21 protein-coding genes and 8 tRNA genes are annotated in these 25614 nt (G+C 43.2%); 6 read left to right on the forward strand and 23 right to left on the reverse strand.

Annotated elements, in window-relative coordinates; genetic code table 11:
- Window positions 1-21 precede the first annotated feature (21 nt).
- Window positions 22-984 (forward strand): asparaginase, encoded by a 963-nt coding sequence (locus MK405_RS08145; RefSeq protein WP_007519608.1) that lies wholly within the window; start codon window positions 22-24, stop codon window positions 982-984.
- 52 nt (window positions 985-1036) lie between these two features.
- Here MK405_RS08145 and ccpA read toward each other — a convergent pair whose 3' ends face one another.
- Window positions 1037-2047: a catabolite control protein A gene (gene ccpA / locus MK405_RS08150; RefSeq protein WP_057489261.1), complete on the reverse strand. Its 1011-nt coding sequence runs from the start codon at window positions 2045-2047 to the stop codon at window positions 1037-1039.
- A gap of 204 nt (window positions 2048-2251) precedes the next feature.
- Between ccpA and MK405_RS08155 the strand changes: the two genes are divergently transcribed.
- Complete coding sequence (locus tag MK405_RS08155) at window positions 2252-2569, forward strand: DUF960 domain-containing protein (protein WP_084938918.1); 318 nt, start codon at window positions 2252-2254, stop codon at window positions 2567-2569.
- A 50-nt stretch (window positions 2570-2619) separates the two neighbouring features.
- Here MK405_RS08155 and MK405_RS08160 read toward each other — a convergent pair whose 3' ends face one another.
- The 7 genes from MK405_RS08160 to MK405_RS08190 all read right to left on the reverse strand — a co-directional run bounded on the left by MK405_RS08160 (window position 2620) and on the right by MK405_RS08190 (window position 9850).
- Window positions 2620-3903, reverse strand: a complete 1284-nt coding sequence (locus MK405_RS08160; RefSeq protein WP_268704756.1) for a DUF308 domain-containing protein — start codon at window positions 3901-3903, stop codon at window positions 2620-2622.
- Window positions 3896-4717, reverse strand: coding sequence for a 2-amino-4-hydroxy-6-hydroxymethyldihydropteridine diphosphokinase (gene folK, locus MK405_RS08165; RefSeq protein WP_084872196.1), 822 nt, complete (start codon window positions 4715-4717; stop codon window positions 3896-3898). The genes MK405_RS08160 and folK overlap by 8 nt, the downstream gene beginning before the upstream one ends.
- A 41-nt stretch (window positions 4718-4758) precedes the next feature.
- The gene (folE, locus tag MK405_RS08170; protein ID WP_268704757.1) at window positions 4759-5313 is read right to left on the reverse strand and encodes a GTP cyclohydrolase I FolE; all 555 of its coding nucleotides are present in this window, start codon (window positions 5311-5313) and stop codon (window positions 4759-4761) included.
- A gap of 3 nt (window positions 5314-5316) precedes the next feature.
- Window positions 5317-6618 (reverse strand): bifunctional folylpolyglutamate synthase/dihydrofolate synthase, encoded by a 1302-nt coding sequence (locus MK405_RS08175; protein ID WP_268704758.1) that lies wholly within the window; start codon window positions 6616-6618, stop codon window positions 5317-5319.
- A gap of 1 nt (window position 6619) precedes the next feature.
- Window positions 6620-7594 carry a dihydropteroate synthase gene (folP, locus tag MK405_RS08180; protein ID WP_033585464.1) on the reverse strand — a complete coding sequence of 325 codons (975 nt, stop codon included), beginning with the start codon at window positions 7592-7594 and terminating at the stop codon, window positions 6620-6622.
- Window positions 7595-7669: 75 nt separating this feature from the next.
- Window positions 7670-8377, reverse strand: a complete 708-nt coding sequence (locus MK405_RS08185) for a CPBP family intramembrane glutamic endopeptidase (RefSeq protein ID WP_033585462.1) — start codon at window positions 8375-8377, stop codon at window positions 7670-7672.
- Window positions 8378-8431: 54 nt separating this feature from the next.
- Window positions 8432-9850, reverse strand: a complete 1419-nt coding sequence (locus MK405_RS08190; RefSeq protein ID WP_007522449.1) for an NCS2 family permease — start codon at window positions 9848-9850, stop codon at window positions 8432-8434.
- Window positions 9851-10036: 186 nt separating this feature from the next.
- On the opposite strand from MK405_RS08190, the gene MK405_RS08195 reads away from it, so the two are divergent.
- The 4 genes from MK405_RS08195 (at window position 10037) to MK405_RS08210 (ending at window position 13933) form a co-directional block, all read left to right on the forward strand.
- Window positions 10037-10849, forward strand: coding sequence for a Cof-type HAD-IIB family hydrolase (locus MK405_RS08195; protein ID WP_033585460.1), 813 nt, complete (start codon window positions 10037-10039; stop codon window positions 10847-10849).
- Window positions 10850-11130: 281 nt separating this feature from the next.
- Window positions 11131-12120, forward strand: a complete 990-nt coding sequence (locus tag MK405_RS08200; protein ID WP_247943061.1) for a PTS sugar transporter subunit IIB — start codon at window positions 11131-11133, stop codon at window positions 12118-12120.
- A 74-nt stretch (window positions 12121-12194) separates the two neighbouring features.
- Complete coding sequence (locus MK405_RS08205; protein ID WP_001280325.1) at window positions 12195-13007, forward strand: PTS mannose/fructose/sorbose transporter subunit IIC; 813 nt, start codon at window positions 12195-12197, stop codon at window positions 13005-13007.
- Window positions 13008-13021: 14 nt separating this feature from the next.
- On the forward strand, window positions 13022-13933 hold the full coding sequence (locus MK405_RS08210) for a PTS system mannose/fructose/sorbose family transporter subunit IID (RefSeq protein WP_000818320.1): 912 nt from the start codon (window positions 13022-13024) through the stop codon (window positions 13931-13933).
- A 62-nt stretch (window positions 13934-13995) separates the two neighbouring features.
- Here MK405_RS08210 and MK405_RS08215 read toward each other — a convergent pair whose 3' ends face one another.
- From MK405_RS08215 to MK405_RS08285, 15 genes are all read right to left on the reverse strand, one after another.
- Window positions 13996-16224 (reverse strand): HAD-IC family P-type ATPase, encoded by a 2229-nt coding sequence (locus tag MK405_RS08215; RefSeq protein WP_268704759.1) that lies wholly within the window; start codon window positions 16222-16224, stop codon window positions 13996-13998.
- A 168-nt stretch (window positions 16225-16392) separates the two neighbouring features.
- A complete protein-coding gene (gene pepC / locus MK405_RS08220; RefSeq protein WP_268704760.1) occupies window positions 16393-17727 on the reverse strand; it encodes an aminopeptidase C in 1335 nt (444 codons plus the stop codon).
- Window positions 17728-17836: 109 nt separating this feature from the next.
- Window positions 17837-18559, reverse strand: coding sequence for a pseudouridine synthase (locus MK405_RS08225; RefSeq protein WP_268704761.1), 723 nt, complete (start codon window positions 18557-18559; stop codon window positions 17837-17839).
- 72 nt (window positions 18560-18631) lie between these two features.
- Window positions 18632-18862: a GlsB/YeaQ/YmgE family stress response membrane protein gene (locus MK405_RS08230; protein ID WP_000580441.1), complete on the reverse strand. Its 231-nt coding sequence runs from the start codon at window positions 18860-18862 to the stop codon at window positions 18632-18634.
- Window positions 18863-18871: 9 nt separating this feature from the next.
- Window positions 18872-20113, reverse strand: coding sequence for an aminopeptidase (locus MK405_RS08235; protein ID WP_212576581.1), 1242 nt, complete (start codon window positions 20111-20113; stop codon window positions 18872-18874).
- Window positions 20114-20128: 15 nt separating this feature from the next.
- Entirely contained in the window at window positions 20129-20281 is a 153-nt protein-coding gene (locus MK405_RS08240) for a hypothetical protein (RefSeq protein WP_268704762.1), read from the reverse strand.
- Window positions 20282-20304: 23 nt separating this feature from the next.
- On the reverse strand, window positions 20305-24696 hold the full coding sequence (locus MK405_RS08245; RefSeq protein ID WP_268704763.1) for a PolC-type DNA polymerase III: 4392 nt from the start codon (window positions 24694-24696) through the stop codon (window positions 20305-20307).
- A 178-nt stretch (window positions 24697-24874) separates the two neighbouring features.
- Window positions 24875-24948 (reverse strand) — tRNA-Pro (locus MK405_RS08250).
- Between the two features lie 15 nt (window positions 24949-24963).
- Window positions 24964-25037: transfer RNA gene (locus tag MK405_RS08255), tRNA-Arg, on the reverse strand.
- A gap of 11 nt (window positions 25038-25048) precedes the next feature.
- Window positions 25049-25134, reverse strand: a tRNA-Leu gene (locus MK405_RS08260).
- A 7-nt stretch (window positions 25135-25141) separates the two neighbouring features.
- Window positions 25142-25213: transfer RNA gene (locus MK405_RS08265), tRNA-Gly, on the reverse strand.
- Between the two features lie 27 nt (window positions 25214-25240).
- Window positions 25241-25313 (reverse strand) — tRNA-Thr (locus tag MK405_RS08270).
- A gap of 12 nt (window positions 25314-25325) precedes the next feature.
- A tRNA-Leu gene (locus tag MK405_RS08275) sits at window positions 25326-25407 on the reverse strand.
- A 5-nt stretch (window positions 25408-25412) separates the two neighbouring features.
- Window positions 25413-25485, reverse strand: a tRNA-Lys gene (locus MK405_RS08280).
- 24 nt (window positions 25486-25509) lie between these two features.
- Window positions 25510-25582 (reverse strand) — tRNA-Asp (locus tag MK405_RS08285).
- Window positions 25583-25614 lie beyond the last annotated feature (32 nt).

The following is a 25614-nucleotide window of genomic DNA, read 5'->3' on the forward strand; positions in this document are numbered from 1 at the left end:
TTCAGAAAGAGTGACTAAATCATGCCTAAGAAAATCCTTGTTTTACATACAGGTGGGACTATTTCCATGCAAGCAGACGCCACTGGTGCCGTTGTAACTAGTCAGGACAATCCCATGAACCATGTTTCCAATCCACTTGAAGGGATTGAGGTTCATGCCCTAGACTTTTTTAATCTGCCAAGCCCTCATATCAAACCCAAGCATATGCTTGCACTCTATCATAAGATTAAAGAGGAAGCTGATAACTACGATGGAGTTGTCATCACACATGGTACAGATACCTTAGAAGAAACAGCATACTTCCTTGATACCATGAAAATTCCTCCCATCCCCATCGTTCTAACAGGGGCCATGCGTAGTTCAAACGAACTTGGTAGCGATGGTGTTTACAACTATCTGAGCGCTTTGCGAGTTGCCAGCGATGATAAAGCAGCCGACAAGGGCGTTTTGGTCGTCATGAACGATGAGATCCACGCAGCCAAGTATGTTACCAAAACTCATACGACCAACGTCAGCACCTTTCAAACCCCAACACATGGACCACTTGGCCTCATCATGAAGCAAGAAATCCTCTACTTCAAAACGGCCGAACCTCGTGTCCGTTTTGATCTCGAGCATATTCAAGGTCTGGTTCCCATCATCTCAGCCTATGCAGGTATGACAGACGAGCTGATCGATATGTTAGACTTGGAACAACTGGATGGCCTAGTCATTCAGGCCTTTGGAGCAGGCAATGTTCCCAAAGAAACAGCTCAAAAGTTGGAAAATCTCCTCCAAAAAGGAATTCCAGTCGCCTTGGTCTCACGATGTTTTAATGGTATTGCTGAACCTGTCTACGCCTACCAAGGTGGAGGAGTGCAGTTGCAACGAGCTGGTGTTTTCTTTGTCAAAGAACTCAACGCTCAAAAAGCGCGCCTCAAATTATTAATTGCCCTTAATGCTGGACTAAAAGGACAAGCTTTGAAAGACTATATGGAAGGCTAATCCTCTTCTCTAGAACACAAAATCAGGAAATCTCACGATTCCCTGATTTTTTCTATTTACGTTTTCGTGTAGAGCGACGTTCTGTCAAACCATGAGGTAGGAGAACTTCACGTTCTTCCAACTCTTCCTTATGCATAATCTTAGTCAACATACGCATGCTGATAGCACCTAAGTCATAAAGAGGTTGAGCAATAGTTGTCAAGTTTGGACGGGTAAAGCGTGAGATTTGTGAATCATCACTAGTAATGATTTCAAACTCTTCTGGCACAGATACACCGTGATCAGCCAAACCATTCAAGACACCTGCTGCCAATTCATCGCCTGTTACAACTGCGGCTGTAGCTTGTGATGAAATCAAGCGTTCTGCCAAGGCATAACCATCGTCATAGCTATATTTTGATTCAAAGACCAATCCCTCACTATAAGAATGTCCAGCTTTTTTTAACGCTTCCTTATAACCAATCAAACGAACCTTGCCATTGATATCATCGACAAGTGGTCCACTTACAAAAGCAATTTTCTCATTTTCTTTGAGAAGGTAACTCACAGCATCAATCGTTGCTTGTTTGTAGTCGATATTTACACTTGGAAGTTGGTGTTCAACATCCACAGTACCGGCAAGAACAACCGGTGTCCGTGAACGAGAGAATTCTGAACGAATCTTTTCAGTCAGGTGATAGCCCATAAAGATAATCCCATCGACTTGTTTTGAAAAGAGAGTGTTGACCACTGAAACTTCCTTTTCATCATCCTCATCACTATTTGCTAAGACAATGTTATACTTGTACATTTCAGCAATGTCGTCAATCCCCTTAGCAAGTGTTGAGAAATAACCATTGGTAATGTTCGGAATCACAACTCCGACTGTCGTTGTTTTCTTGCTAGCTAAACCACGGGCTACCGCATTTGGTCGATAGTCCAAGCGATCAATCACTTCTAGGACTTTTTTTCGAGTGTTCTCTTTAACATTCTTGTTGCCATTAACGACACGGCTAACTGTTGCCATCGAAACTCCTGCTTCACGGGCGACGTCATAAATCGTTACTGTATCATCTGTGTTCATTCCGTTTCCTTTCTATAATGAAAATTTCGCTTTCACGCATCTACTTACTCCATTTTATCACTTATTGTAAACACTTTCAAGTATTTTTAGGAGAAACTTTGAAAAAATTTCATTCTTCATTCTCATTTTGAAAAAGCGAGTAGGTTTCCTTGATTTTTCAGCTTTTTTACTGTATGATAAGAAAAATAAAAGGAGGAAGGAAACATGGCTTTTACAAATACCCAGAGACGTTCGGCCAGTTTTGGTGTTGTGACCAGCTTACCTGATGATGTTATTGACTCTTTATGGTTCATTATCGATCATTTTTTGAAAAACGTCTTTGAATTAGAAGAAGAACTTGAATTTCAGCTTCTCAACAACGAGGGGACAATTACCTTCCATTTCTCTAGTCAGAACCTTCCGACTAGCATTGATTTTGATTTCAATCATCCTTTTGATCCGCTTTACCCTCCTAGGGTCCTTGTTGTAGACATGGACGGTAGAGAAACCATCCTCCTTCCAGAAGAAAATGACCTATTTTAAAAACTCTAGCTTCTCGGCGTAAATTGCTGAGGAACTAGAGTTTTCTTTTTCTAATAAATGGATCGACTGACAACTAGACCGTTGGGTTTTGTATACTCTAAGTCAAGATAATCCTGATAAGTCCCTGGTACAATGAAACCTTGGGGACTCAATATATCAGTCCCAGCTTTTCCTACGATAGAGTCTGCCAGCAAGACACAATTGGTACTGAGAACGAAGTAGGTCTTAAACTCGGATGAGCTGAATTTATAGAGGGTCGCATCTGCTTCCTCTTTTAGTTGGTAGGAGTAGGTATGCTTGACCTCTCCCTCTCTTCTTTTCATCAACTGCGAACTTGGTTCCCAAGGAATTAACAGGTCTTCTATCTCTGCTAGGCGAGCTTGGATAGCTGCTTTCTGTTGGTCTGTCAAACTCAGACCATAAGCAAACAAGGTCTTCTGACTTTCCCTCTTGCAGAGTTCAATGTATTTTTCCCGATTGGCCTTAAACAAAACACCGTCTCCAACCATACCGAATAAACGTTCCGAGTGGGGATCATAGGAACCATAGGAAATAACCGTCCCTTGATAACAAATATCCACATGTCCCATAGCAAGAAAGAAGGAGGTTTCTGAGGTATGGATAAAAATTTCCAGATCAACCGTCTGGTCGTTTTTTCTTTCTGAATGAACTTCCCCTTCTTGGCTTTCATGATTTGACAGCCACTCATTCAATTTGCGCAAAGTACTGATAGGAATCAGAGCCGTCACAAAGATCGGCAGAGTCATTCGCATACGTCGTTTCAGCTTGGGATTGTTTTCTATCTTTTCAAAAAAGAAACCGTCCCGGAGGCTACTAGCTCCTAGCATGAGCAAGTAAAATCCAAGCAAGAGCAATTCAAAATTCGCTGCATCGTGAAAAGGAGAGATGCTATAAAGACCGAATCCTATCATCCATACAGCATCAAAGAGATGATGGAGCCGAGGATGAATAGAATTTTTTCGATAGAGAGACCAGGTCACAAGACTAATGCCACCCGTAAACAGCTGGTAGCTCGCAATGATAAAAACCAGGAGATAGAGGGCAAGGTCTTGCAAGATGATAGAGTCAAACACCAGAGCCGCAACCACTAGCTTAGCCAAGGTTACAAAGATGTTTTCCCGACGTTTTTTATCTTGAAACCAGCGAGTCAACAAGTGCCAAACTGCTGACAAGGAAAAGTAGCCCATCAGCAACTGATACCCCATTCGCGGAATAACTTGTCCAAAACGAATCAAGAGAAGCCCTAAAACAATAGCAAGTAGTCCCTCCCCGATACTCTTCCACTTGCTATAGGTATCGGAAAGTTTAGGCATTTCCTTGCTCCAACTGGTCAACTAAGTATCGAATTGGTTGTTTTAAGATTGGATGGATAAAATGGGGAGCTATTTCTTGCAGAGACTCAAGGACAAAGAGACGTTCTGCTACATAAGGGTGAGGTAAGATGAGGTCGTCTGTATAAATGACCTGGTCCTCCACAAAGAGCAAGTCCAAATCAATCAAACGAGGGCCCCAATGCACTTCTCGAACCCGTCCCATCTCTGACTCAATGCTTAATAGGGTCTCTAACAAGACTGGTGCTGGTAGCCAGGTTTCTACTTCAATCACCTGATTAGCAAAACTATCTTGCTCCACACCGCCCCAAGGTTCCGTCGTCAAAACACTGGATTCTTTGAGAATATGGATGCCGCGAGCTCGCAGTTTGTCAATAGCTTGTTCCAAGTTTGCTTGCTTATCGCCCATATTGCTTCCTAGGCCGATAAAGGCCCGTTGCTTGCGACGGTGGATGGTTACTGAGCAGGTATCAAGTGGTAAGTGGACTGGAGCCCAAGGTTTTTTGAGTTCCAGCTTAATTTCTTGAACAAGAGGATAAGCCTCAAAGGTACGCTCTACTAGTTTGTAGGCTACCGTTTCAATCAAATCCTCAGCGCTTTCCTGAAACCAAGTCGTCCACTGTTGGCAAAGTTCTCCATAGTGGACAGAAGAAGCCAAATCTAACTCAGTCGCCGCCTTGGTCATATCATAGGATAAGCTTGCGGAAATAACAAACTTTTGTCCCAATTCCTTCTCACTAGGAAAAAGACCATGATAGGCAAAAATTTCCAAATCTTTAATCTGCAGTTGATCCATAACTAGTCCTTTCTAGAAAAATCCGCACGCAGCGGATTCTTTTATAGTCCCATAAGACGGTAAGCCTGATCTCGGAGATCCTTATCTGTTTCAAATAGGCCACGGGCTACGGTCGTCAAAGTTGCAGTGCCTGGTTTTCTGACACCACGCATACTCATACACATATGCTCAGCCTCAATGACAACAAAGGCTCCCTTAGCCCCTAGATAGTCCATCAAGGCATCAGCTACTTCAATATTCAACCGTTCTTGAATCTGTGGTTTTTTAGAATAAACTTCAACTGTGCGGGCTAGCTTGGACAAACCTGCCACACGTCCATCTGGAATATAGGCAATGTGCGCTCTCCCATAGAAGGGCAAGAAGTGGTGTTCACACATGGTGTGGAAAAAGATATCCTTCTCCACCACCATATTATCGTCGATAATCTCAAAGGATTTTGACAAATGTTCCTCCGCAGTTTGGCCAAGACCTGAAAAAATTTCTTGGTACATACGAGCTACACGAGCAGGCGTTTCCTGCAAGCCCTCACGATTAGCGTCCTCTCCTACAGCATCGATAATCATTTTTACAGCTGCTTCAATTTTTTGTGTATCCATTCTCTAGTTATTCCTCTCCATTAGGTAGGCTCTCACTTGGCTCAAGAAATACAAGGAACCCGTGACAATCCTAACTGTTTTTTTCTCTTCATTTTTATCTGTCAATTTCTGCTCTAGAACATCCTGCCAACTTTGGTAATTAAGATTTCTAGACTTGGCTGTCTCTTTCAGCACGCTTTCATCCGTCGCCCGACTATCGTCAAAATGGGTTAAAGTCAATTGACTATCTGGCATCGTCTCTAGTAAATCCAGCATATCATTCAAGGCCTTGGTTTTAATACACGTAAAGAGGATTTCCTTATGATAATCCGCAAAGCGTTCTTGCAAGGTTGCCAATAAAGCCTTGATAGCATGGGGATTGTGGGCTCCATCCAAAAGCAACAATGGGTCTCTAGACACGACCTCCAAACGCCCCGGCCAACTGGTTTCCTCAAGAGCTTGAGCAACCAAGGCATTACTTGCAAATTCTCGCCCAGTCTCCTGGCAATAAGTGTCTAGGAGGGCAAGCGCCATCCCCGCATTCTCGATCTGATGTAAACCAATCAGACCTGTTTGAAAGCAACCTTGTCTGACAGGACTAGTATAGTCAAAGATTTCGCCTGTCACCACACTTTCTTGATGACTGACTTGATAATCACTCCCATAGACAAGTCTCGGTGCATGTTTAACTTCTGCCATATGGTCGATAACAGCCAAGGCTTCTGGAGCAATGCGACCTGTCACCAAAGGAATACCTTGTTTGATAATACCAGCTTTCTGCTCTGCTATGGCTTCCAAGGTGTCACCAAGTAGGGCTACATGATCCAGTCCAATGGTTGTGATGCCTGTTAAAATGGGCTGGCAAACATTGGTACTATCCAGAAGGCCACCCATGCCGACTTCCATGATAGCCACATCTACTAGCTCTGAGGCAAAGTAATCATAAGCTAAAGCTGTGATAATCTCAAACTCAGTTGTTCCCTGCAAATTGTCAGCAGATTCTCCCTCAAGCAAAGACTGATAGTCTGCCATGAGGGCTTCTAGCCTAGCCTCGGGAATGGATTCCCCATTAATGCTAATCTGATCCGTATAATGAATGAGATAGGGCGAGCTGAACACCCCAACTCTCAGTCCTAGCTTTTCCAGCATCTTTTTCAAAAAAGCAATGGTAGACCCCTTGCCGTTGGTCCCTCCGATATGGATGACCTTGAGTTTGAGATGGGGATTGCCTCGCAGAGCTAGGAGTTCTACCATGCGTTCCAAGCCAAAATGCGGTTGGTCCGTCCGGTAGTGGGCAATCCATTGATTGTTTTGAATTTCGTTCATCTTATTTATATTGTTTTAAATCTAGATTTTCTGCATCATCTGCCAATCGAATAGCTGACGCAATTTCAACCGCCATCCTGTGACTGGCTACATCGTGCACGCGCACCACTTCCACACCCTGTCTCGCAGCGATACTGGTTACATGAGCCGAAGCTGTGTCCCGATTGCGGAAACCGACTTCCGTTTCAGGATTGACTTCAAAGCCATTTTCCTCCAGGATATTAATGACAAACCGCTTACGCGAAACTCCAAGAAAGATCGGATATCCTTGCTGGTGTAATTTATCAAGGTCCCGTAGAAGGAGTAGATTTTCCTTCTTGGTGAGACCAAAGCCAATCCCTGGATCCAGCAAAATGTTTTCTCTTGCAATTCCAGCTTCCTCCGCTCTCGCTAGAGCACGTTCAAAGAAAGCCTCCATCAAGTCTTCGATTGGCACTTTTTCAAAGTCAGCTAACTCTTCTTCTGTAAAAGCTTGCCCAAAACCAAAATGAGGAAATATGAGTGAACTAGGGTGCTGAGGTCGAGCCATAACTGGATTAAACATGATAACCACTTTTGCTCCAGCCTTAGCAACCACATCCGCCATTTTTTCATCACCCATAAGACCCGTGATGTCATTTACCAGATTGGCACCAGCAGCCAAAGCAGCCTCTGCCACCTGACTTTTCCATGTATCGATAGAAATGAGGACATCACTTTCCTCACGGATAGCTTTAATCACTGGAACAACACGCTGGATTTCCTCTTCTATCTCAACATAGCTACTGCCCGGCCGAGTCGATTCTCCACCGATATCGAGCATGCACGCTCCTTCTGCTATCAATTTACGGGCTTGCTGGAGCGCCTGCTCAAGAGCAAAAAACTGCCCACCATCCGAAAAGGAATCTGGGGTTACATTGATAATGCCGCAAATGGCTGTTTTTACGTGGTTGACTTTATTGGACATAACGGTCACTTCCTTAAGGTTCTTTACCATATTATCTCTCTATTTTACCATAAAAAGAAAAAGATGGACACGCTAGTATTCATCTTTTCCAAGTAGGTCAATGGTTTAGAATGATAGACCTAGATTTCTACTAATCAATACCAATAAGGCCAACAAACAAAATGCAATACCATTGAGAATCATATGAAGCAAAATGGACATCTCCAAGCGCTCAGTCTTATAGGCTGTCCAAGTCAAAACCGTTGACATTCCTCCATAAATAATCACAGAAGGTAAATTGGTTGGCATATGGAGTAAGGCAAAGACGATTGCACCAACAACAAAGCCAAGTTTTTCTTTTCCACGGAAGATCTTTTTTGGAATAATTCCACGACACAAAATTTCTTCACAAATCGGCGCAATCAAGACTAGTAGGAAGAAAGTTGAAATCAAGGAACTATTCTGAACCAAACCATTCAGTATTGATTGGTTATTGGTTGTTGCCTCATTTGTTAGTCGAAGCAGGAGTGAACCCAAGAGATTTGTCGCAAAAATCACCAGATAACTCAGTACCAAGCGAGCCAAGTCTTTTGCCTTAAAAAAGGATAGATTAAAAGTAGCAAGTTGTGTTTTTCGTGCACCAATAATGAATACAATCAAAACGACTATGGATAGAGCACCTACTAAGAGCCCTGACTGTAAAATCGGAAACTGTTTGTTTGCTAAAAACAAAGCAAGTCCTATGGGAAATTGAGATAGAACAAAAGCTACCAAAAGGATGATCACCCATTTCCCTCTGTTTAAAACCTCTTGCCAAATCGTCTTATCTTTCATGATGTACCTCCTTATAATTAAAAAGGGGAGACTCCCCTTTTTCTATTATATCATTTATAGCGCCATACTGATATAGTTAAGGATAAACAAGGCATCCAAAATCCAAATCATCGCGTGCACGTCCTTTGCTTGACCTTTGACAACTTTTGTTAACGTATAAGTCAAGAAACCAACTGCAATCCCTTGTGTGATAGAGTAGCTGAATCCCATGAAGATAGATGTAAAGAAGGCAGGGACAGCTTCAGCCATATCATCCCAATGGATGTTTTTCAAACTACCAAGCATCATAATCCCAACGATAATCAAAATTGGAGCCGTCGCAGCTGATGGAACAATTGCCAAAAGTGGACTAAAGAAACTTGAAATTGCAAAACAAATCGCAACCACTAAGGCAGTTAATCCAGTACGTCCACCTGCACCAATACCAGCAGCAGACTCGACATAAGTCGTTACGTTTGAAGTACCTGCGATGGCACCAATTGAAGTACCAATCAAGTCAGAGTAAAGAGCCTTATCTAACTTATCTGATTGGTGATTTTCACCATTTGTTGCTACGATACCGACTTTTTCACCTGTACCGATCAAAGTACCAATTGTGTCAAAAATATCTGTCAACGAGAAGGCCAGAATAGCCATAAGTGTTTCCGGTAGACGAGCAGTGTCTGAGATTAAAGCACCCAATCCTTGTGAGCCAAGTGCTGCACCAAAGATTGTCTTCAAATCTTCAAAGGCTGCACCTACATGGTTATTAGAAAAATCAATGCTTGATACATCAACCAAACCAACAGCGATAGCAAGAACTGTCGTTGTTAGAATAGAAAGGATGATTCCTCCCTTGATACCCTTAATAACAAAGAAAATCGTAATCGCCAAACCTGCAATAGCCACTAAAACAGCCGGATTATTAAAGCTAACCAAGCCTGGAACTGCTGAAGAATTTGCTGTAATGGCTGCTTGCGCCTTATCAGCACCTTCACCGGCAACTGTATAATTTCCTGGATCGATAGAGAATTTCAAAAGGCCAGCATTCTTAATCCCTACATAAGCAAGAAAGACACCGATACCTGCTGAAATCGCAGAACGAAGAGCGTTTGGAATTGACTCAATGATCATTTTCCGAACATTTGTTAAGGTAATGATTAGTGAAATAATCCCACAGATAAAGACCATAGCCAAGGCCTCTTGCCATGAATAACCAAGTCCAAATACGACTGTAAAGGTAAAGAAGGCATTGAGTCCCATACCTGGTGCTTGAGCGTATGGCAGGTTCGCATAGAAGGCCATCATCAAGGTACCAGCTACTGCACCAATAATCGTTGCTAGGAAGACACCTTGAGCAGGCATCCCTGTCTGCGCAAGCATTTGTGGGTTTACAAAGAGAATGTAACTCATTGCAAAGAAAGTTGTTAAACCAGCGAGAACCTCCGTACGAACGTCTGTTCCGTTCTCTTTTAGTTTAAATAGTTTGTCCATCATAAATCTCCTTTTGTTTTTTACGAACAATATGAGTATTATATCATTTATCATTCACCTTTTCAATATGTTTGTTTGAATTATTTAACAAAATGAAATTTTTATTTTTTGTTTTGAGTCTGTTTTTCTTCTTTCTTTTTGATATAATAGTAGACATCTTATCTGGAATCTACTAGGAAGGTTTATATGACAAAAAAAATTATTGCAGTCGATTTGGACGGAACCTTGCTCAATAGCGAAAGCAAGCTCTCCGATTTTACCAAAGAGACAATCAAAAAAATTTCAGAAAAAGGGCACCATGTTATCATCACGACGGGGCGTCCGTATCGCATGGCAAAAGACTTCTACCGCGAACTAGAGCTACATACTCCTATGATTAACTTTAATGGTTCCCTTACCCATCTACCAGGACAGGCTTGGGAGCACGAAAGATGCTTAACCTTGGACAAAAAATATCTCCTAGATATGGTCAAACGTAAAGAGGATATCCAGGCCGACTTTATTGCAGGAGAATACCGTAAGAAATTTTACATTACAGCTCCGAATGAAGAAATTGCGGACCCTAAACTATTTGGCGTAGAGAACTTCCAACCAGAAAATCAATTCAAACCCGAACGAGTAACCAAGAATCCTAACTGCATTCTCTTGCAAACAAGGGTTGAGGACAAATACGCTCTAGCGGACGAGATGAATCGTTTTTATCAGCACCAACTAGCTATCAACACCTGGGGTGGGCCACTCAACATCCTCGAGTGTACTCCCAAGGGTGTAAACAAAGCCTTTGCTCTAGAGTACTTGCTCAATGTTATGAATCGTGATAAAAAAGACTTAATCGCCTTTGGTGATGAACATAATGATACGGAAATGTTGGCATTTGCAGGCAAGGGATATGCTATGAAAAACGCCAATCCTTCTCTCCTTCCATATGCAGACGAACAACTTCCTCTAACCAATGAAGAAGACGGGGTAGCTCACGCTTTACAAAATTTATTCCTATAAAAAGGAAGATTCCTATCCTGCAATCTTTCCTTTTTATTTTCATTCTATTTTCATAAAGGTCACTCATTTTCAGTATTTTTATATTAAATTTTCTATTGCTATTTTCATATATTTTTTGAATTTATTTATATATTAACATTTTGTAAGCCTATTTTCATTGAAAACTTTTACAATTTTCGAAAAAGTAGTTGATTTTTATATGAAAACGATTTATACTAGGTACGTCTGAGGTTTTTTAGGAAACCTATAAGTCAAACATTTTAAAAGGAGGAATGACAATAATGAGTATCGGAATCATTATTGCGAGCCACGGCGAATTTGCTGCGGGTATTCATCAGTCAGGATCTATGATCTTTGGTGAACAAGAAAAGGTTCAAGTTGTAACCTTTATGCCAAATGAAGGTCCAGATGACCTTTACGCTAAATTCAACAATGCTGTGGCTGCATTTGACGCAGAAGATGAGGTTCTAGTATTGGCTGACCTTTGGAGTGGATCTCCATTCAACCAAGCTAGCCGCGTGATGGGAGAAAATCCTGAGCGTAAGTTTGCCATCATCACAGGGCTTAACTTGCCGATGTTGATCCAAGCCTACACTGAGCGCCTTATGGACGCTACTGCAGGTGTGGATAAAGTCGCTGCGAATATCATTAAAGAAGCCAAAGATGGCATCAAAGCTCTTCCAGAAGAGCTCAATCCAGTTGAGGAAGGGGCTAGTGCTACGGCTGCTCCAGTTGCCCAAGCTGCTATTCCAGAAGGAACTGTTATCGGAGATGGTAAATTGAAAATCAATCTTGCCCGTCTTGACACACGTCTTCTTCACGGACAAGTCGCAACTGCTTGGACACCAGATTCAAAAGCAGACCGTATCATCGTTGCTTCAGATAACGTTGCAAACGACGAATTGCGTAAAGAATTGATCAAACAAGCAGCTCCTAACGGAGTAAAAGCCAACGTCGTCCCAATCAAAAAATTGATTGAGGTTGCAAAAGATCCTCGTTTTGGTAACACACATGCTCTTATCTTGTTTGAAACACCTCAAGATGCCCTTCGTGCCATCGAAGGTGGCGTGCCAATCAAGACCCTTAACGTTGGTTCTATGGCCCACTCAACAGGTAAAACAATGATCAATAACGTCTTGTCTATGGACAAAGATGATGTTGCAACATTTGAAAAAATGCGTGACCTCGGTGTTGAATTTGATGTACGTAAAGTACCAAACGACACGAAAAAAGATTTGTTTGACTTAATTAAGAAAGCAAACGTTCAATAATTTTAATCTGTTTTATCATTTTTGAAAACAGGATTAAGTACTTTATTAAAACTAAATAGAAAAGGAATAAAACCATGTCAGATATTTCAATCATTTCTGCTATCTTGGTTGTAGTTGTTGCCTTCCTTGCAGGTCTTGAAGGTATCCTCGACCAATTCCAATTCCATCAACCAATCGTCGCATGTACCCTTATCGGACTTGTAACAGGTAACCTCGAAGCAGGTGTTATGCTTGGTGGATCTCTTCAAATGATCGCCCTTGGTTGGGCTAACATCGGAGCTGCCGTAGCTCCTGACGCTGCTCTTGCATCTGTTGCCGCAGCGATCATCTTGATCAAAGGTGGTAACTTTACTACCGAAGGTATCGCCGTCGCAACAGCCACAGCTATCCCTCTTGCCGTAGCTGGACTTTTCTTGACAATGATTGTTCGTACAATCTCAGTTGCCTTGGTTCACTCAGCTGACGCAGCTGCAAAAGAAGGAAACATTGCGGCTGTTGAACGCGCTCACTACTTTGCCCTTGTTCTTCAAGGTCTTCGTATCGCTATCCCTGCAGCCTTCCTTATCGCTATCCCTGCTTCTGCTGTTCAAGACGCTCTTGGCCTAATGCCAGAATGGTTGAATGGTGGTATGGCTGTCGGTGGTGCTATGGTCGTTGCCGTTGGTTACGCTATGGTTATCAACATGATGGCAACTCGTGAAGTATGGCCATTCTTCGCTATCGGTTTTGCTCTTGCAGCAATCTCTCAATTGACTTTGATTGCCCTTGGTGTCATCGGTGTTGCCCTTGCCTTCATCTACCTTAACCTTTCAAAACAAGGTGGTAACGGTGGCGGCGGAGCTGCGACTTCTAACGACCCAATCGGTGATATCCTAGAAGACTACTAGAAAGGGGAACAATCATGGCTGAAAAAATTCAATTATCAAAATCAGATCGTCAAAAAGTTTGGTGGCGTTCACAATTCCTTCAAGGTTCTTGGAACTACGAGCGTATGCAAAACTTGGGTTGGGCTTACTCATTGATCCCAGCTATCAAAAAATTGTACACTAAAAAAGAAGACCAAGCGGCTGCTCTTGAGCGTCACCTTGAGTTCTTCAACACTCACCCATACGTAGCTGCTCCAATCATGGGGGTTACTCTTGCACTTGAAGAAGAGCGCGCTAACGGTGTTGAGATCGATGACGCGGCTATCCAAGGGGTTAAGATCGGTATGATGGGACCTCTTGCTGGTATCGGTGACCCAGTATTCTGGTTTACAGTTCGTCCTATCCTTGGAGCCCTCGGTGCATCACTTGCTGCATCTGGTAATATTGTTGGTCCTCTTCTCTTCTTCTTTGGATGGAATGCTATCCGTATGGCCTTCCTATGGTACACACAAGAGTTCGGTTACAAAGCTGGATCTGAAATCACTAAAGACATGTCTGGTGGTATCTTGAAAGATATCACCAAAGGAGCATCTATCCTTGGTATGTTCATCCTTGCCGTTCTTGTACAACGTTGGGTATCTATCAACTTTACTGTGAACCTTCCAGGTAAACAATTGGCTGAAGGTGCCTACATCAACTTCCCAGAAGGACCTGTAACAGGTGGAGAATTGAAGGGAATTCTTGGTCAGGCTCTTAGTGGTTTGAGCTTGGATAGCGTTCAACCACAAACACTTCAAGGTCAGTTGAACTCATTGATTCCAGGATTGATGGGACTTCTCCTTACTTTCCTCTGCATGTGGTTGCTTAAGAAAAAAGTATCACCAATCGCAATCATCCTTGCTCTCTTTGCAGTAGGTATTGCAGCTCGTTTCCTCGGTATCATGTAATCCAATCCATCGAGAATATAGATAAAAAAGAATCAGGATCAAATCCTGATTCTTTTTGTGTATCAACTTTTTCTTCTAGTCAGATAATGAAGGCTCCCAATCACCACTGCTAGGATGGCTACATAGAGTACTTGAGTGGTTTCTAGAGGCACAAAAGCTCCTCGCAGGATAAAGGTATTAGCAAGCAATCCAACAAGGGCTGCAAGGCTCAAAAACGTGAGCAAGACTAGTTTGTATCGATTAAAGGGAATGCTGACCTTGGCAACTAGACACAGACCATTGATCAGGGCAAGGAGGAAGCAAATAAATTTGACCTGACCTGGGACAGTGATAAAGAAATTTATCAAGAGAACACTAGCAACCAGAACGCCTCCACCAATCGCCGCATTGGTCAGGATATCTCTCATAAAGTGCCTGCTAACCTTTTCTTTATTGGACTCAAAAGTTAGGAAGAAGGATGGAATCCCAATCGTAATGGCTGAAATAATTGTAAACTGAATGGGGATAAAGGCAAATTCCAATCCAAAAATCACACTCAAAATGGCAAACACGATGGAGAAGAAGGTCTTTGTTAGAAAGAGAGAGGCGACCTTTTGGATATTATTGATAACCCGGCGACCTTCCATCAAGATATCATAAAATACCGCAAAATCATCTGTGAGAAAAACAATATTGGAGACGCTTTTGGCTGCACTGGTAGCACCATTCATAGCGAAACTGATGTCTGCTTTTTTGAGAGCTAGAACATCATTGACTCCATCACCACTCATAGCAACTGTTTTACCAGCATTTTGTAAAACGGTTACCATCTTTTCTTTCTGCTCAGGTGTCACGCGACCAAAGATATCGTGTTCCAAGACCACTCTTTCAAAGTCCTCATCACTCACCTTGGTCATATCAATCGCACGGGCTGATTCTTTAAATCCTGCCTTACGAGCCACTCCATATACAGCCACATGATTATCCCCACTGATAATCTTTACTTCCACTCCCTGAGACTCGAAATAGTCAAAGGTTTCCTTGGTATTATCCTTGATCTCATCTGACAGAACAACGTGCCCTAGTAGTTCCATATTGGCTGGACTCATGATGTGGTCCTTACTATGGGCAAGTGTCAAGATTCGAAAACCTTGCTGTTTTAGATTTTCATAGTAGGCATCCATCGGCTGGGTAAAGCCTAAAAACTCATAAGCACCGAAAAAGTAGGTCCCACCCTCTTTTACTTGGACAAAGGAATACTTGTTTTTGCTTGAAAATGCACCGACTTCTTGAACTTCCCACTTTTTCTCATAGGTTAAGTAAGTCTTTAGAGCTCGGGAAGTTGCATTTTCATCCTCGAAATAAGCCAGATAAGAAGACAGTTTCTCTGCTACATTAGCATCCATTTCTTGGATCTTCATATTACCAGTCGTGATGGTACCTGTCTTATCAAAACAAAGAACATCTACACGCGCCAAGGTCTCTACACAGTATAGCTCCTGCACCAGAACCTTCTTTTTGGCCAGCTTCATGGCCGCTACTGCTAGGGAAACGCTAACCAGGAGAATCAATCCCTCTGGAATCATGCCGACCAAGGCGCCTGAACTTCCCAAGACAATTTCAATATAAGTTCGCCCTAGACTAAAACCTCTGACAAAGAGTAGAATGGCAACTGGCACCAGCAGGACAGAGACGATTTTTAAAATCTTATCCATATAATCGCGCAGTTTAGAAGGGTATTTTTTGAATTCCTTGCTGGATTTTGCAAGTTTGTTGATATAACTATCGGGACCCACAGCTGTAGCAAGTATCAGACAAGTACCGCTGACAACATTGCTTCCGCTCATCAGCTTGTCACCAACCGTTTTAAAGACCGAATCACTCTCACCCGTCAGCAAGGACTCATCAACTTCAATATTCCCTTCAAGCACTTCTGCATCGACAGGCACCTGATCTCCCAGATTGAGATGCAAGTACTCGCCCAGTACGATGTCCTCTGGGTCAATCTCAATCGTTTGACCATCTCGATTGACCTTGTACTTACTTTTACCAAGCAAACTTAGTTTTTCCAAAGCATTTTTTGAACGCACTTCTTGGAAAATCCCGATAGCTGTATTGATAGCAATCACACCCAAAAAGAGCATATTCTCAAATCGCAAGGTTGTGGCTACCAGAACTGCCAGAGCCAAGTTCATAGCATTAAAGAAGGTAAAGATATTTGAAATGATGATTTCCTTGGTTGTTTTATAAGGTTTAATGTCACTGATGTTTCGTTGACGATCCTTGATGTCTTGGCTGCTTAAATACTTCATTTCTACTCCGATATCCTTTTGTACTACTATAATAACACATATCTTTTTCTCTGTCACTTAAAGACTCAAAATAAGAAGAACTCCCTTGGCAAACATCATCTATTACTACTTTAAGAAATTACTTTAAAAAAAGAAGCTAGGATTCCCCTAACCTCTTTTCTCTATGCTTTATTCTGCCAAGGCTCCCATTGGATCCCATGGTGCTAACACGATTGGTTCTGCTTCATAAGCAGCTTGTTCTTCTGCTGTCAGCAATTCCTTACGGACAACGATTTGGTAGGTGTATTCATCCATCCAAGCGTCTGAGGCGACGAAGTAACCATCTGTACCGACCTTGTCTCCCCATGAGTTTTCAACCTTCCACTTGATTGATTCACCATTTTCGTCCAAGTCCACACCCGTCAAGACCATGGCGTGGGTCATCAAGCTTTCGCTATAATCCAAACGTCCAGCTTTGTCTTGAGTGAGTTGAATATCCATGCTTGATTCAAAGTCATAAACATCAGTCGCAAGGATTCCAGCTTTGCGGTTGCTGAGTTGGCCGACATCTGAACCAAACCAAACAGTTTCTCCTGTTTGCATTTGGGCAATCGCCAATTCTTTCAAGCGCTCCATTGGAACGTTGATATAGCGAACCGCACGGCTACCGACGACATTTCCCAACATCTCAACTGTATATGATTTACCGTATGGCTTGTCAGCGGTTGGAGCGTTGATAACAGAAACATAATCTTCTAGAGGAAGGTCAACATATTTCTTGTAAAATTCTTGTGGCGTAATGCCCTTTTCACTTTGGTAATTGTCATCCTTATCACGATAAGCAAAGTCAAATTTACGCGGTGGAAGTCCTAGTGACATAGCAAGGAAGTTAAAGATCTCTTGCAAGAGGTCTTCTTTCTTAGCTTGAACAGTCACTTGGTCCGCACCAGAAGCGAGCAAGTCACGCAAGATTTGAGCATCTTGGCGAAGCAATTTGTTAAGAATTGCATTGAGCTCACGGCTGCTGCTAGATGAAACAGACTCAGGATAAACAGACTTAGGAACGACACCGTATTTCTCAAAGAGGGCCACGACCATATCCCACTGTCCACCGTCTTGTTGTGGTGTTTGGAGTAGGAAGCTAACCTTGCGGCTAGTTAAGTCTTGGTCTGCAGTCGCAATCACTTGCTCCAAGAACCAGTTGGATTTCTCGTACTTGTCCCAGAAGAATGTGTGAGCTTGTGACAATTCAAAGTTCTCCAGTTTGTATTGAGAGATGAGTTTGTGGCGGAAGGTGTTGAGAGCTGCAAACATCCAGCAACGACCAGACGCTTTCTGGTTAGTAACCTTGTCCTTGGTCAAATCCAATGAGAAAACAGGTGTGTTGTCTACATGGCTTTGACGACGTTCTAGAGCTGCAAAAATTCCATTGTGGCTGGCAGCATTTTCAATCGCTTGGTATTTGACATTTGCTTCATAGTTAGCAAATAGTTTATCAGTAAATGATTCTTGAATCGCGTTCATAGATTCCTCCTTTTATTCTACAGTCTATTATAACTCTTTTCACAAAGGAAGCAACTGAAAACATAAAAAGGCAAGGACATTCTCCTCACCTTTTCTAGCATAATCCAAACTAAGCAATACTAGCAAGGACATTCTCTAACTCCTCCTTGGTCAGGCGACGCCATTCTCCTCGTTCTAAGTTCTCGTCCAAGGCTAAAGTTCCCATCGTCAAACGTTGTAGGTCCACCACTTCCTTGCCACAGTAGGCCACCATGCGTTTGACCTGATGGAACTTCCCTTCAGCAATGGTCACGCGAACTAGACTTTGATTCTTTACTGGATTTACCGACACAATCTCCAGCTTAGCTGGCTGGCAGGTAAAGTCCTTGAGCGGGATGCCCTTGGCAAATCTCTCCACATCTTCTTGGGTCATAATTCCCTTGACTTGCGCCAGATAGGTCTTATCCACATGGCGTTTGGGTGAAAGAAGAGCGTGAGCTAGTTTGCCGTCATTGGTCAAGAGCAGAAGACCATGCGTATCGATATCCAAGCGCCCTATTGGAAAAACTTCCTTGGTCCGCGCCAAGTCATCCAGCAAGTCTAGAACCGTTCTGTGCTTGGGATCCTCAGTCGCTGAAATAACTCCTTGGGGCTTGTTCATCATATAATAGACAAACTCTTCATACTCTAGCACTTGACCATCAAAGCAAATCTCGTCTCTTTCTTCATTGATCTGCAGTTTAGCTGATTTTTCTTTTTTACCATTTACTGTCACGCGCCCAGCTTTAAGCAAGTTTTTAACCTCAGTCCGACTCCCCACAGCGCAGACAACTAAAAATTTATCTAATCTCATAGAACTATTATATCATACTCAAAAGGAGGCTGGCTCAATGACCAACCTCCTTTCCTTTTCAGAACCGGGAAGCTAACTTCCTCTTTCCCAGAAGATAGCTAACACAATCATAGCACCGAGAACTGCTGGAATAATGGCTGTACCGTTTAAGCTTGGCCCCCAAGAACCAAAGAGTAATTGTCCTAAAAAGGCACCAATCCAACCGAGGAACATCTTCCCAAAGCATCCCATACGTTCTCCACGATTGGTGATAGCTCCAGCTAATAGTCCGATTAAAAGGCCGACAAACATGCTTCCAATCATAGCTTCTCCTTAATTTGCCCAGTCTCCATTACGGAAGAGTGGTACGCGTGTTCCATCCTCACGGATACCATCGATATCCATTTGATTCGAACCAATCATAAAGTCCACGTGAACATCTGAACGGTTCAGTCCTGCAGCTTCAAGTTCTTCTTCGCTCATCTCTGCTCCACCAACAACGCTGGTCGCATAGGCTGCTCCAATAGCCAAGTGGTTTGAAGCATTTTCATCGAAAAGAGTGTTAAAGAAGGTAATGCCTGACTGAGAAATTGGACTTGGATCTGGTACCAAGGCACATTCACCCAAGGCACGCGCGCCCGCATTTTCAAAGACAAGGTCTTTCATGACCTGATCCCCCTTCTCAGCAGTGATATCTACGATTTGTCCATCCTTGAAGGTTACTTTAATTCCCTCAATGATATTTCCGTTGTAGCTAAGTGGTTTTGTAGAAGTAACATAGCCATCTGCGAGACGAAAATCAGGCGCTGTGAAGACTTCCTCTGTTGGCATATTTGGCAAGAATTCTTCGCCCTGTGCATTGATAGCACCAGCTGATTCCCAAACGTGGTTCTTAGGTAAGCCAAGTGTCAAATCAGTTCCTGGCGCTGTATAATGAAGGGCTGAAAATTGCTCCTTATTAAGCATATCTGCCTTGCTCTTAAGAATGGCTGCATGTTCTTCCCAGGCCTTAACAGGATCTTCTTCGTAGACACGGCAGGTTTTGAAGATTTGGTCCCAAAGGAGATCGACTGCTTCTTCATCGCTCGCAGCATTTGGGAAGACCTTCTTAGCCCACTCAAGTCCAGCAGCGGCTGCTACAGTCCAGCTAACCTTGTTGGATTGCGTTGCGATACGCATTGGCTTCATGGCAAGTCCCATAGCTTTAGCAGAAGCTGAAAGCTTATCCGCATCCACACCGTTCAAGGCACCTGGATCAGAAGAACGAACCCCAAGACGGCTAGCCTTGTTCTCCAAGAGATAGTTCATCTCAGCAATCTTGTATTCTGGCACATTGTCCAGGCGCTCTATCGGAGCGTGGAGGAATTTCTCACGGTTGATGACATCATCTGTCCACTGAACGATGACCTCATGCGCACCCAAGGCATAGGCTTCTTTAACGATCAAATGCGCCAATTCACGTTGCTCCACATCGATAGAGAGAGCCAAGGTGTGACCAGGTTGCACGTTGATTCCATTCGCAACCAACAATTTCGCATATTTTTCTAGATTTTCTTTAAAATTTGGTAAAACCATTTTGTTTTTCCTTTTCTATTTTTCTTTTAAAGCAGAAAACAATCCTGCTAAAGCAATGGCACCCGACAGAAGCACTGTCGATAGGATAATTGTTTCATCTGCCAGCTCTAGCTGATAGTCAAAAACCTTTTGCGCTGGTTTGTCTTCCGCAAAGATTCTAAGTTTCATAAAGATGTTCTCCGTTCTAATCCTTAAAACAAATCATCAAACAAACTCAACTGGTTATCCTCTGGCATATTGCCAAGAATCCCCATTTCATCCATCTTTTCAACCAAGGTCGATGACAGTCCGCCACGCTTGCGCAGTTCTGTCTTAGAGAGGAACTCACCCTCTTCACGCGCACGCACCAACTGCTTAGCAACGTTCTCTCCCAGACCATCCATTGCTACAAATGGCGGAATGAGGGTATCCCCATCGATGAGGAACTCTGTTGCCTGACTACGGTAGAGATCGAGTTTTCCAAACTTGAAACCACGTTCCCACATTTCATTGACAATCTCAAGAGTTGTATAGAGGTCAATTTCCACATTAGAAGCTTCATTGTTCTTCCGTTTTTCAGCAATTTCTTGCATCTTGCGCTTGATGGTATCCAATCCCGCACCCATGGTCTTGATATCAAAAGCCTTGGCTCGGATGGAGAAGTAAGCACAGTAATAATAAATCGGATGGTGAACCTTGAAGTAGGCCACACGCAAGGCCATCATAACGTAGGCGGCCGCATGGGCTTTGGGGAACATATACTTGATTTTCCCACAGGACTCGATATACCACTCTGGCACCTTATTGGCCTTCATAGCCTCGATGTAGCCATTTCGCTCCTCTTCGGAAATCTTTAGCCACATGCCCTTACGTACCCGTTCCATGATAGTAAAAGCCATCTTAGGTTCAAGACCCGCATGCATGAGATAAACCATGATATCGTCCCGACAACCGATAACAGTCGATAGGTCCGCAATCCCTTGCTTGATCAGATCCTGGGCGTTCCCCAGCCACACATCGGTACCGTGGGATAGACCAGACAGCTGAAGCAACTCCGCAAAAGTTGTCGGATGTGTCTCATCTACCATTCCACGTACAAAGTTGGTTCCAAACTCTGGAATTCCCAGCATCCCTGTTGGAGTTCCAATTTGCTCAGGCGTCACCCCCAAAACTTCCGTTCCAGAAAAGAGAGCCATGACGCTTTCATCATCCATGGGAATTTCATTAGGGTCAATACCAGACAAGTCCTGCAATTTCCGAATCATAGTCGGATCATCATGCCCCAGTACATCAAGTTTGAGAACATTCTCGTCGATATCGTGGAAGTTAAAGTGAGTCGTCTGCCATTCAGCCGTCACGTCATCTGCTGGATACTGAACAGGCGTAAAATCGTAGACATCCATGTAGTTCGGAATAACAACGATTCCCCCCGGGTGTTGTCCTGTAGTCCGCTTGACACCAGCAGCACCTTGGGCGAGGCGTTCGACCTCAGCATCACGATAAAACTTGCCATAGTCTCTCTCGTAGCCCTTTACAAATCCATAGGCAGTCTTGGCAGCCACCGTACCAACCGTTCCTGCACGGAAGGCATATTCTTCACCAAAGATATCACGCACATCCAAGTGAGCGCTAGGCTGGTCTTCTCCCGAAAAGTTCAAGTCAATATCGGGAACCTTGTCCCCATCAAAACCAAGGAAGGTCTCGAACGGAATATCCTGCCCATTTTTGCTGAGTTTGTGACCACACTTTGGACAATCCTTATTGGGCATATCAAAACCTGAACCGTAAGAACCATCGGTGATAAATTCACTGTACTGACACTGACCACAGACATAGTGAGGGGAGAGAGGATTGACCTCCGTAATCCCGATCATGGTCGCAACGAAACTGGAACCGACAGATCCACGAGAACCCACCAAGTAGCCCCGTTCATTGGAACGTTGTACCAGCATCTGGGAAGCCAGGTAAATCACAGCAAATCCATTCCCCAGTATGGATGTTAATTCTTTTTCAATCCGCAAATCAACAATATCTGGCAGCGGATTTCCATAAATCTCAAAAGCTTTCTTATAGGTCAGCTCAGCAACCGTTTCTTCAGCCTTATCGATGAAAGGAGTGTACAAGTCACCCTTAACAACCTCAACAGGTTCAAAGATATCTGCCAAGGCATTAGTGTTTTCAATGACTAATTTGCGTGCTAAATCTTCTCCCAAGAAAGCAAATTCATCCAACATTTCATTGGTCGTTCTAAAATGAGCCTTCGGTAGCGGTGCTGGTTGGGCATGTTCGCCGTGACCGATGGTTCGGTTAATCATAGCCCCCTGTCCCAAACTACGGACGATAATTTCACGGTAAATCTCTTCTTCCGGTTCGATATAATGAACATTTCCCGTAGCCAAAACGAGCTTGCCAAGACGGTCTCCCACCTCTATCAAACTCTTGATAATAGTCTGGAGCTCCTCCATATCCTTAACCTGCTCTTTAGCAATCAATGGTGCATAGATAGCTGGTGGCATGACCTCGATAAAGTCATAATACTTGGCCACCTCGACTGCCGCATCCACACCTTGGGAAACGACCGCATCGAAAACTTCACCTTCTGAACAGGCTGAGCCCAAAATCAAACCTTCCCGATGAGCATCTAGAACCGTTCTCGGAATCCGTGGTACCCCTTCAAAGTACTTGGTATTGGACAAAGAAACCAGCTTAAAGATGTTTTTTAGACCTACTTGATTCTTGACATAGATGGTCGCATGCTTGATCCGAGCTTTTTTATAAGAGTCTGGACTAATCAAATCAATATTCAGTCTAGCTAGATCAGTCACACCATGTTTTTCCGCTACATCCTTGATAAAGATAAAGAGCAAACGACCAGTAGCTTCCGCATCGTAGTTGGCCATGTGGTGGTGGTCCAGTGCCACACCAAAACGCTTGGTCAAAGGTCCCAAACCATGACGTTTATACTCAGGATAGAGGTTTCTAGCAAACTCCAGCGTATCAATAACTGGCTGGCTAATCTTAGGCAGACCATGACGCTCATAGTTAGCATTCATAAAGCCAACGTCAAAGGTAGCATTGTGGGCGACTAAGACTGTATCCTTGCAAAATTCTTGGAATTCTTGTAAAACTTGTTCCAGTGGTTTGGCATTTTTGACATGGTCATCTGTAATTCCAGTCAACTCGGTAGTAAAGGCTGACAAGGGATATCCAGGATTGATAAATTCATCAAATTCGGCAATAACATTTCCCTTGTACATCTTAGAAGCCGCAACTTGAATCAAGTCATTATAGATAGCTGAAAGTCCCGTCGTTTCCACGTCAAAAACCACGTAGGTCGCTTCTGACAAGTCCATCTCTACTTCGTTGTAAACGATAGGAACACGGTCTTCAACGATATTGGCTTCCATTCCATAGATCAGCTGAATTCCAGCTTTCTTAGCTGCCTTGTAGCCATGTGGAAAGGACTGAACGTTTCCATGGTCCGTGATGGCAACCGCCTTGTGTCCCCACTTTGCAGCTGTCGCAATGATTTCCTCTACTTCTGGCAGAGCATCCATGGTCGACATATTAGTATGAGCATGAAACTCAACCCGACGCTCACCTTCTGGCATTAAATCCTTCCGCTCATAGTGCACAACTTCCTGCACATCCTGTACGTTCATTGTCAAATCTCGTGTGAAGTTATTCATCTCCACATTTCCACGAACACGAAGCCAGGAATTTTTCTTAATGATGTCAAACTTCTGAGCCTCTTCTTCATTCTTAACCCATTTTTGCATTGAAAAACTTGAAGTATAGTCCGTCATTTTAAAGTTGATCAAAACGCGACCAGTTCTGGTCACCTTATGCTCCACATCAAAAACGACCCCTTCAAAAACCAAACGATTTTCCTCAGTCGTCACATCAATCATCTGGGTAACTTCAGCCTTATCCAATTTTGGTTTTGCCGCAACCTTTTTAGCCTGAAAATCAAAGGCCGGTTTCTCTTCTACTGGAGGAGGAGCCATCTGTTCCAGTTGTTCCATAGCACGCAAAGCCTCTTCATTAGCAGCCTGAACGATTTGTTCATTCTCCGTATAGAAGGCTGCTTCCTGCTCCTGTGTAAGAGCATCATTCTTTTCGATTTGGCAGACAAAAGCTGGAAAACCAAACTTTTCAAGTTGCTTTGTTAAATTAGGAAGATGATTTTTCTTAAAGTGTTCCTTATCAATCATCTCTGAACCTTCAATAAATAGCTGATTTCCCTCTGCAAGAACTTGCAAATTCTGATAAAGAGACTTAAACCCTTGACTAGCACATGGACCTTCAGAAAAAGCCTCCTTATAGTAGGCCTGCAAGAGTTCATTTGAAAATTCTTGAGAGAGAGCCTTGATTTCGAAAACAGCTTGATTCCCTGTTTTAGAAAATTCTTCACTCAACCCTTTCTTTAACTCTAAAAAGATTTCAATCGGTAAAATATTAGAAAATACAAAATGAAATTCCCAAATCTTACTAATTTTATGAACCACAACACGCTCAATACTTGCATTAACAAGAGCAGGATCCTGTCTCAATTGATCAGAGACTCCTATTTGATTCATTAAAATTTCAAACTTACTTGACATTCAATTTCCTCACATTATTCTCTTACTATTTTACCATAATTAAAGAAAATATATAGCCACTACCATTCCTTAAGCACTGCTAGTTTTCCTAAATTCATTCCTTAAAAACAAAAAAGAAGATTCTCAGAATCTCCTTAACACATATAAAAAAGATACCCTTAAGTATCCCCATACTCAATCGGGAAGACAGGATTCGAACCTGCGACACCTTGGTCCCAAACCAAGTACTCTACCAAGCTGAGCTACTTCCCGCGTTAACTAAAAAAATGCACCCTAGAGGAGTCGAACCTCTAACCGCCTGATTCGTAGTCAGGTACTCTATCCAGTTGAGCTAAGGGTGCTCATCATTATATGCCGAGGACCGGAATCGAACCGGTACGATCGTTACCAATCGCAGGATTTTAAGTCCTGTGCGTCTGCCAGTTCCGCCACCCCGGCCTCTCTAAGCGAACGACGGGATTCGAACCCGCGACCCCCACCTTGGCAAGGTGGTGTTCTACCACTGAACTACGTTCGCATCGACCTCTTATTCTATATAAAAAAATGCCGGCTACATGACTTGAACACGCGACCCTCTGATTACAAATCAGATGCTCTACCAACTGAGCTAAGCCGGCTACTTTCTATTATGCGGGTTAAGGGACTTGAACCCCCACGCCGTTAAGCGCCAGATCCTAAATCTGGTGCGTCTGCCAATTCCGCCAAACCCGCAAATATGACCCGTACTGGGCTCGAACCAGTGACCCATTGATTAAAAGTCAATTGCTCTACCAACTGAGCTAACGAGTCTAAAATAACTTCCGTTATCTTAAACGGTCCCGACGGGAATCGAACCCGCGATCTTCGCCGTGACAGGGCGACGTGATAACCGCTACACTACGGGACCTATATGGGAGTTAACGGGATCGAACCGCTGAC

This window comes from Streptococcus oralis (assembly GCF_026782345.1).
In the GTDB taxonomy this organism is placed as follows: Bacteria; Bacillota; Bacilli; order Lactobacillales; family Streptococcaceae; genus Streptococcus; species Streptococcus oralis_CK.

What these genes read in the sequence shown, in the direction of transcription:
- MK405_RS08145 (WP_007519608.1), top strand. Translation starts at nt 22, where the DNA reads ATGCCTAAGAAAATCCTTGTTTTACATACAGGTGGGACTATTTCCATG.
- ccpA (WP_057489261.1), bottom strand. Translation starts at nt 2,047, where the DNA reads ATGAACACAGATGATACAGTAACGATTTATGACGTCGCCCGTGAAGCA.
- MK405_RS08155 (WP_084938918.1), top strand. Translation starts at nt 2,252, where the DNA reads ATGGCTTTTACAAATACCCAGAGACGTTCGGCCAGTTTTGGTGTTGTG.
- MK405_RS08160 (WP_268704756.1), bottom strand. Translation starts at nt 3,903, where the DNA reads ATGCCTAAACTTTCCGATACCTATAGCAAGTGGAAGAGTATCGGGGAG.
- folK (WP_084872196.1), bottom strand. Translation starts at nt 4,717, where the DNA reads ATGGATCAACTGCAGATTAAAGATTTGGAAATTTTTGCCTATCATGGT.
- folE (WP_268704757.1), bottom strand. Translation starts at nt 5,313, where the DNA reads ATGGATACACAAAAAATTGAAGCAGCTGTAAAAATGATTATCGATGCT.
- MK405_RS08175 (WP_268704758.1), bottom strand. Translation starts at nt 6,618, where the DNA reads ATGAACGAAATTCAAAACAATCAATGGATTGCCCACTACCGGACGGAC.
- folP (WP_033585464.1), bottom strand. Translation starts at nt 7,594, where the DNA reads ATGGTAAAGAACCTTAAGGAAGTGACCGTTATGTCCAATAAAGTCAAC.
- MK405_RS08185 (WP_033585462.1), bottom strand. Translation starts at nt 8,377, where the DNA reads ATGAAAGATAAGACGATTTGGCAAGAGGTTTTAAACAGAGGGAAATGG.
- MK405_RS08190 (WP_007522449.1), bottom strand. Translation starts at nt 9,850, where the DNA reads ATGGACAAACTATTTAAACTAAAAGAGAACGGAACAGACGTTCGTACG.
- MK405_RS08195 (WP_033585460.1), top strand. Translation starts at nt 10,037, where the DNA reads ATGACAAAAAAAATTATTGCAGTCGATTTGGACGGAACCTTGCTCAAT.
- MK405_RS08200 (WP_247943061.1), top strand. Translation starts at nt 11,131, where the DNA reads ATGAGTATCGGAATCATTATTGCGAGCCACGGCGAATTTGCTGCGGGT.
- MK405_RS08205 (WP_001280325.1), top strand. Translation starts at nt 12,195, where the DNA reads ATGTCAGATATTTCAATCATTTCTGCTATCTTGGTTGTAGTTGTTGCC.
- MK405_RS08210 (WP_000818320.1), top strand. Translation starts at nt 13,022, where the DNA reads ATGGCTGAAAAAATTCAATTATCAAAATCAGATCGTCAAAAAGTTTGG.
- MK405_RS08215 (WP_268704759.1), bottom strand. Translation starts at nt 16,224, where the DNA reads ATGAAGTATTTAAGCAGCCAAGACATCAAGGATCGTCAACGAAACATC.
- pepC (WP_268704760.1), bottom strand. Translation starts at nt 17,727, where the DNA reads ATGAACGCGATTCAAGAATCATTTACTGATAAACTATTTGCTAACTAT.
- MK405_RS08225 (WP_268704761.1), bottom strand. Translation starts at nt 18,559, where the DNA reads ATGAGATTAGATAAATTTTTAGTTGTCTGCGCTGTGGGGAGTCGGACT.
- MK405_RS08230 (WP_000580441.1), bottom strand. Translation starts at nt 18,862, where the DNA reads ATGATTGGAAGCATGTTTGTCGGCCTTTTAATCGGACTATTAGCTGGA.
- MK405_RS08235 (WP_212576581.1), bottom strand. Translation starts at nt 20,113, where the DNA reads ATGGTTTTACCAAATTTTAAAGAAAATCTAGAAAAATATGCGAAATTG.
- MK405_RS08240 (WP_268704762.1), bottom strand. Translation starts at nt 20,281, where the DNA reads ATGAAACTTAGAATCTTTGCGGAAGACAAACCAGCGCAAAAGGTTTTT.
- MK405_RS08245 (WP_268704763.1), bottom strand. Translation starts at nt 24,696, where the DNA reads ATGTCAAGTAAGTTTGAAATTTTAATGAATCAAATAGGAGTCTCTGAT.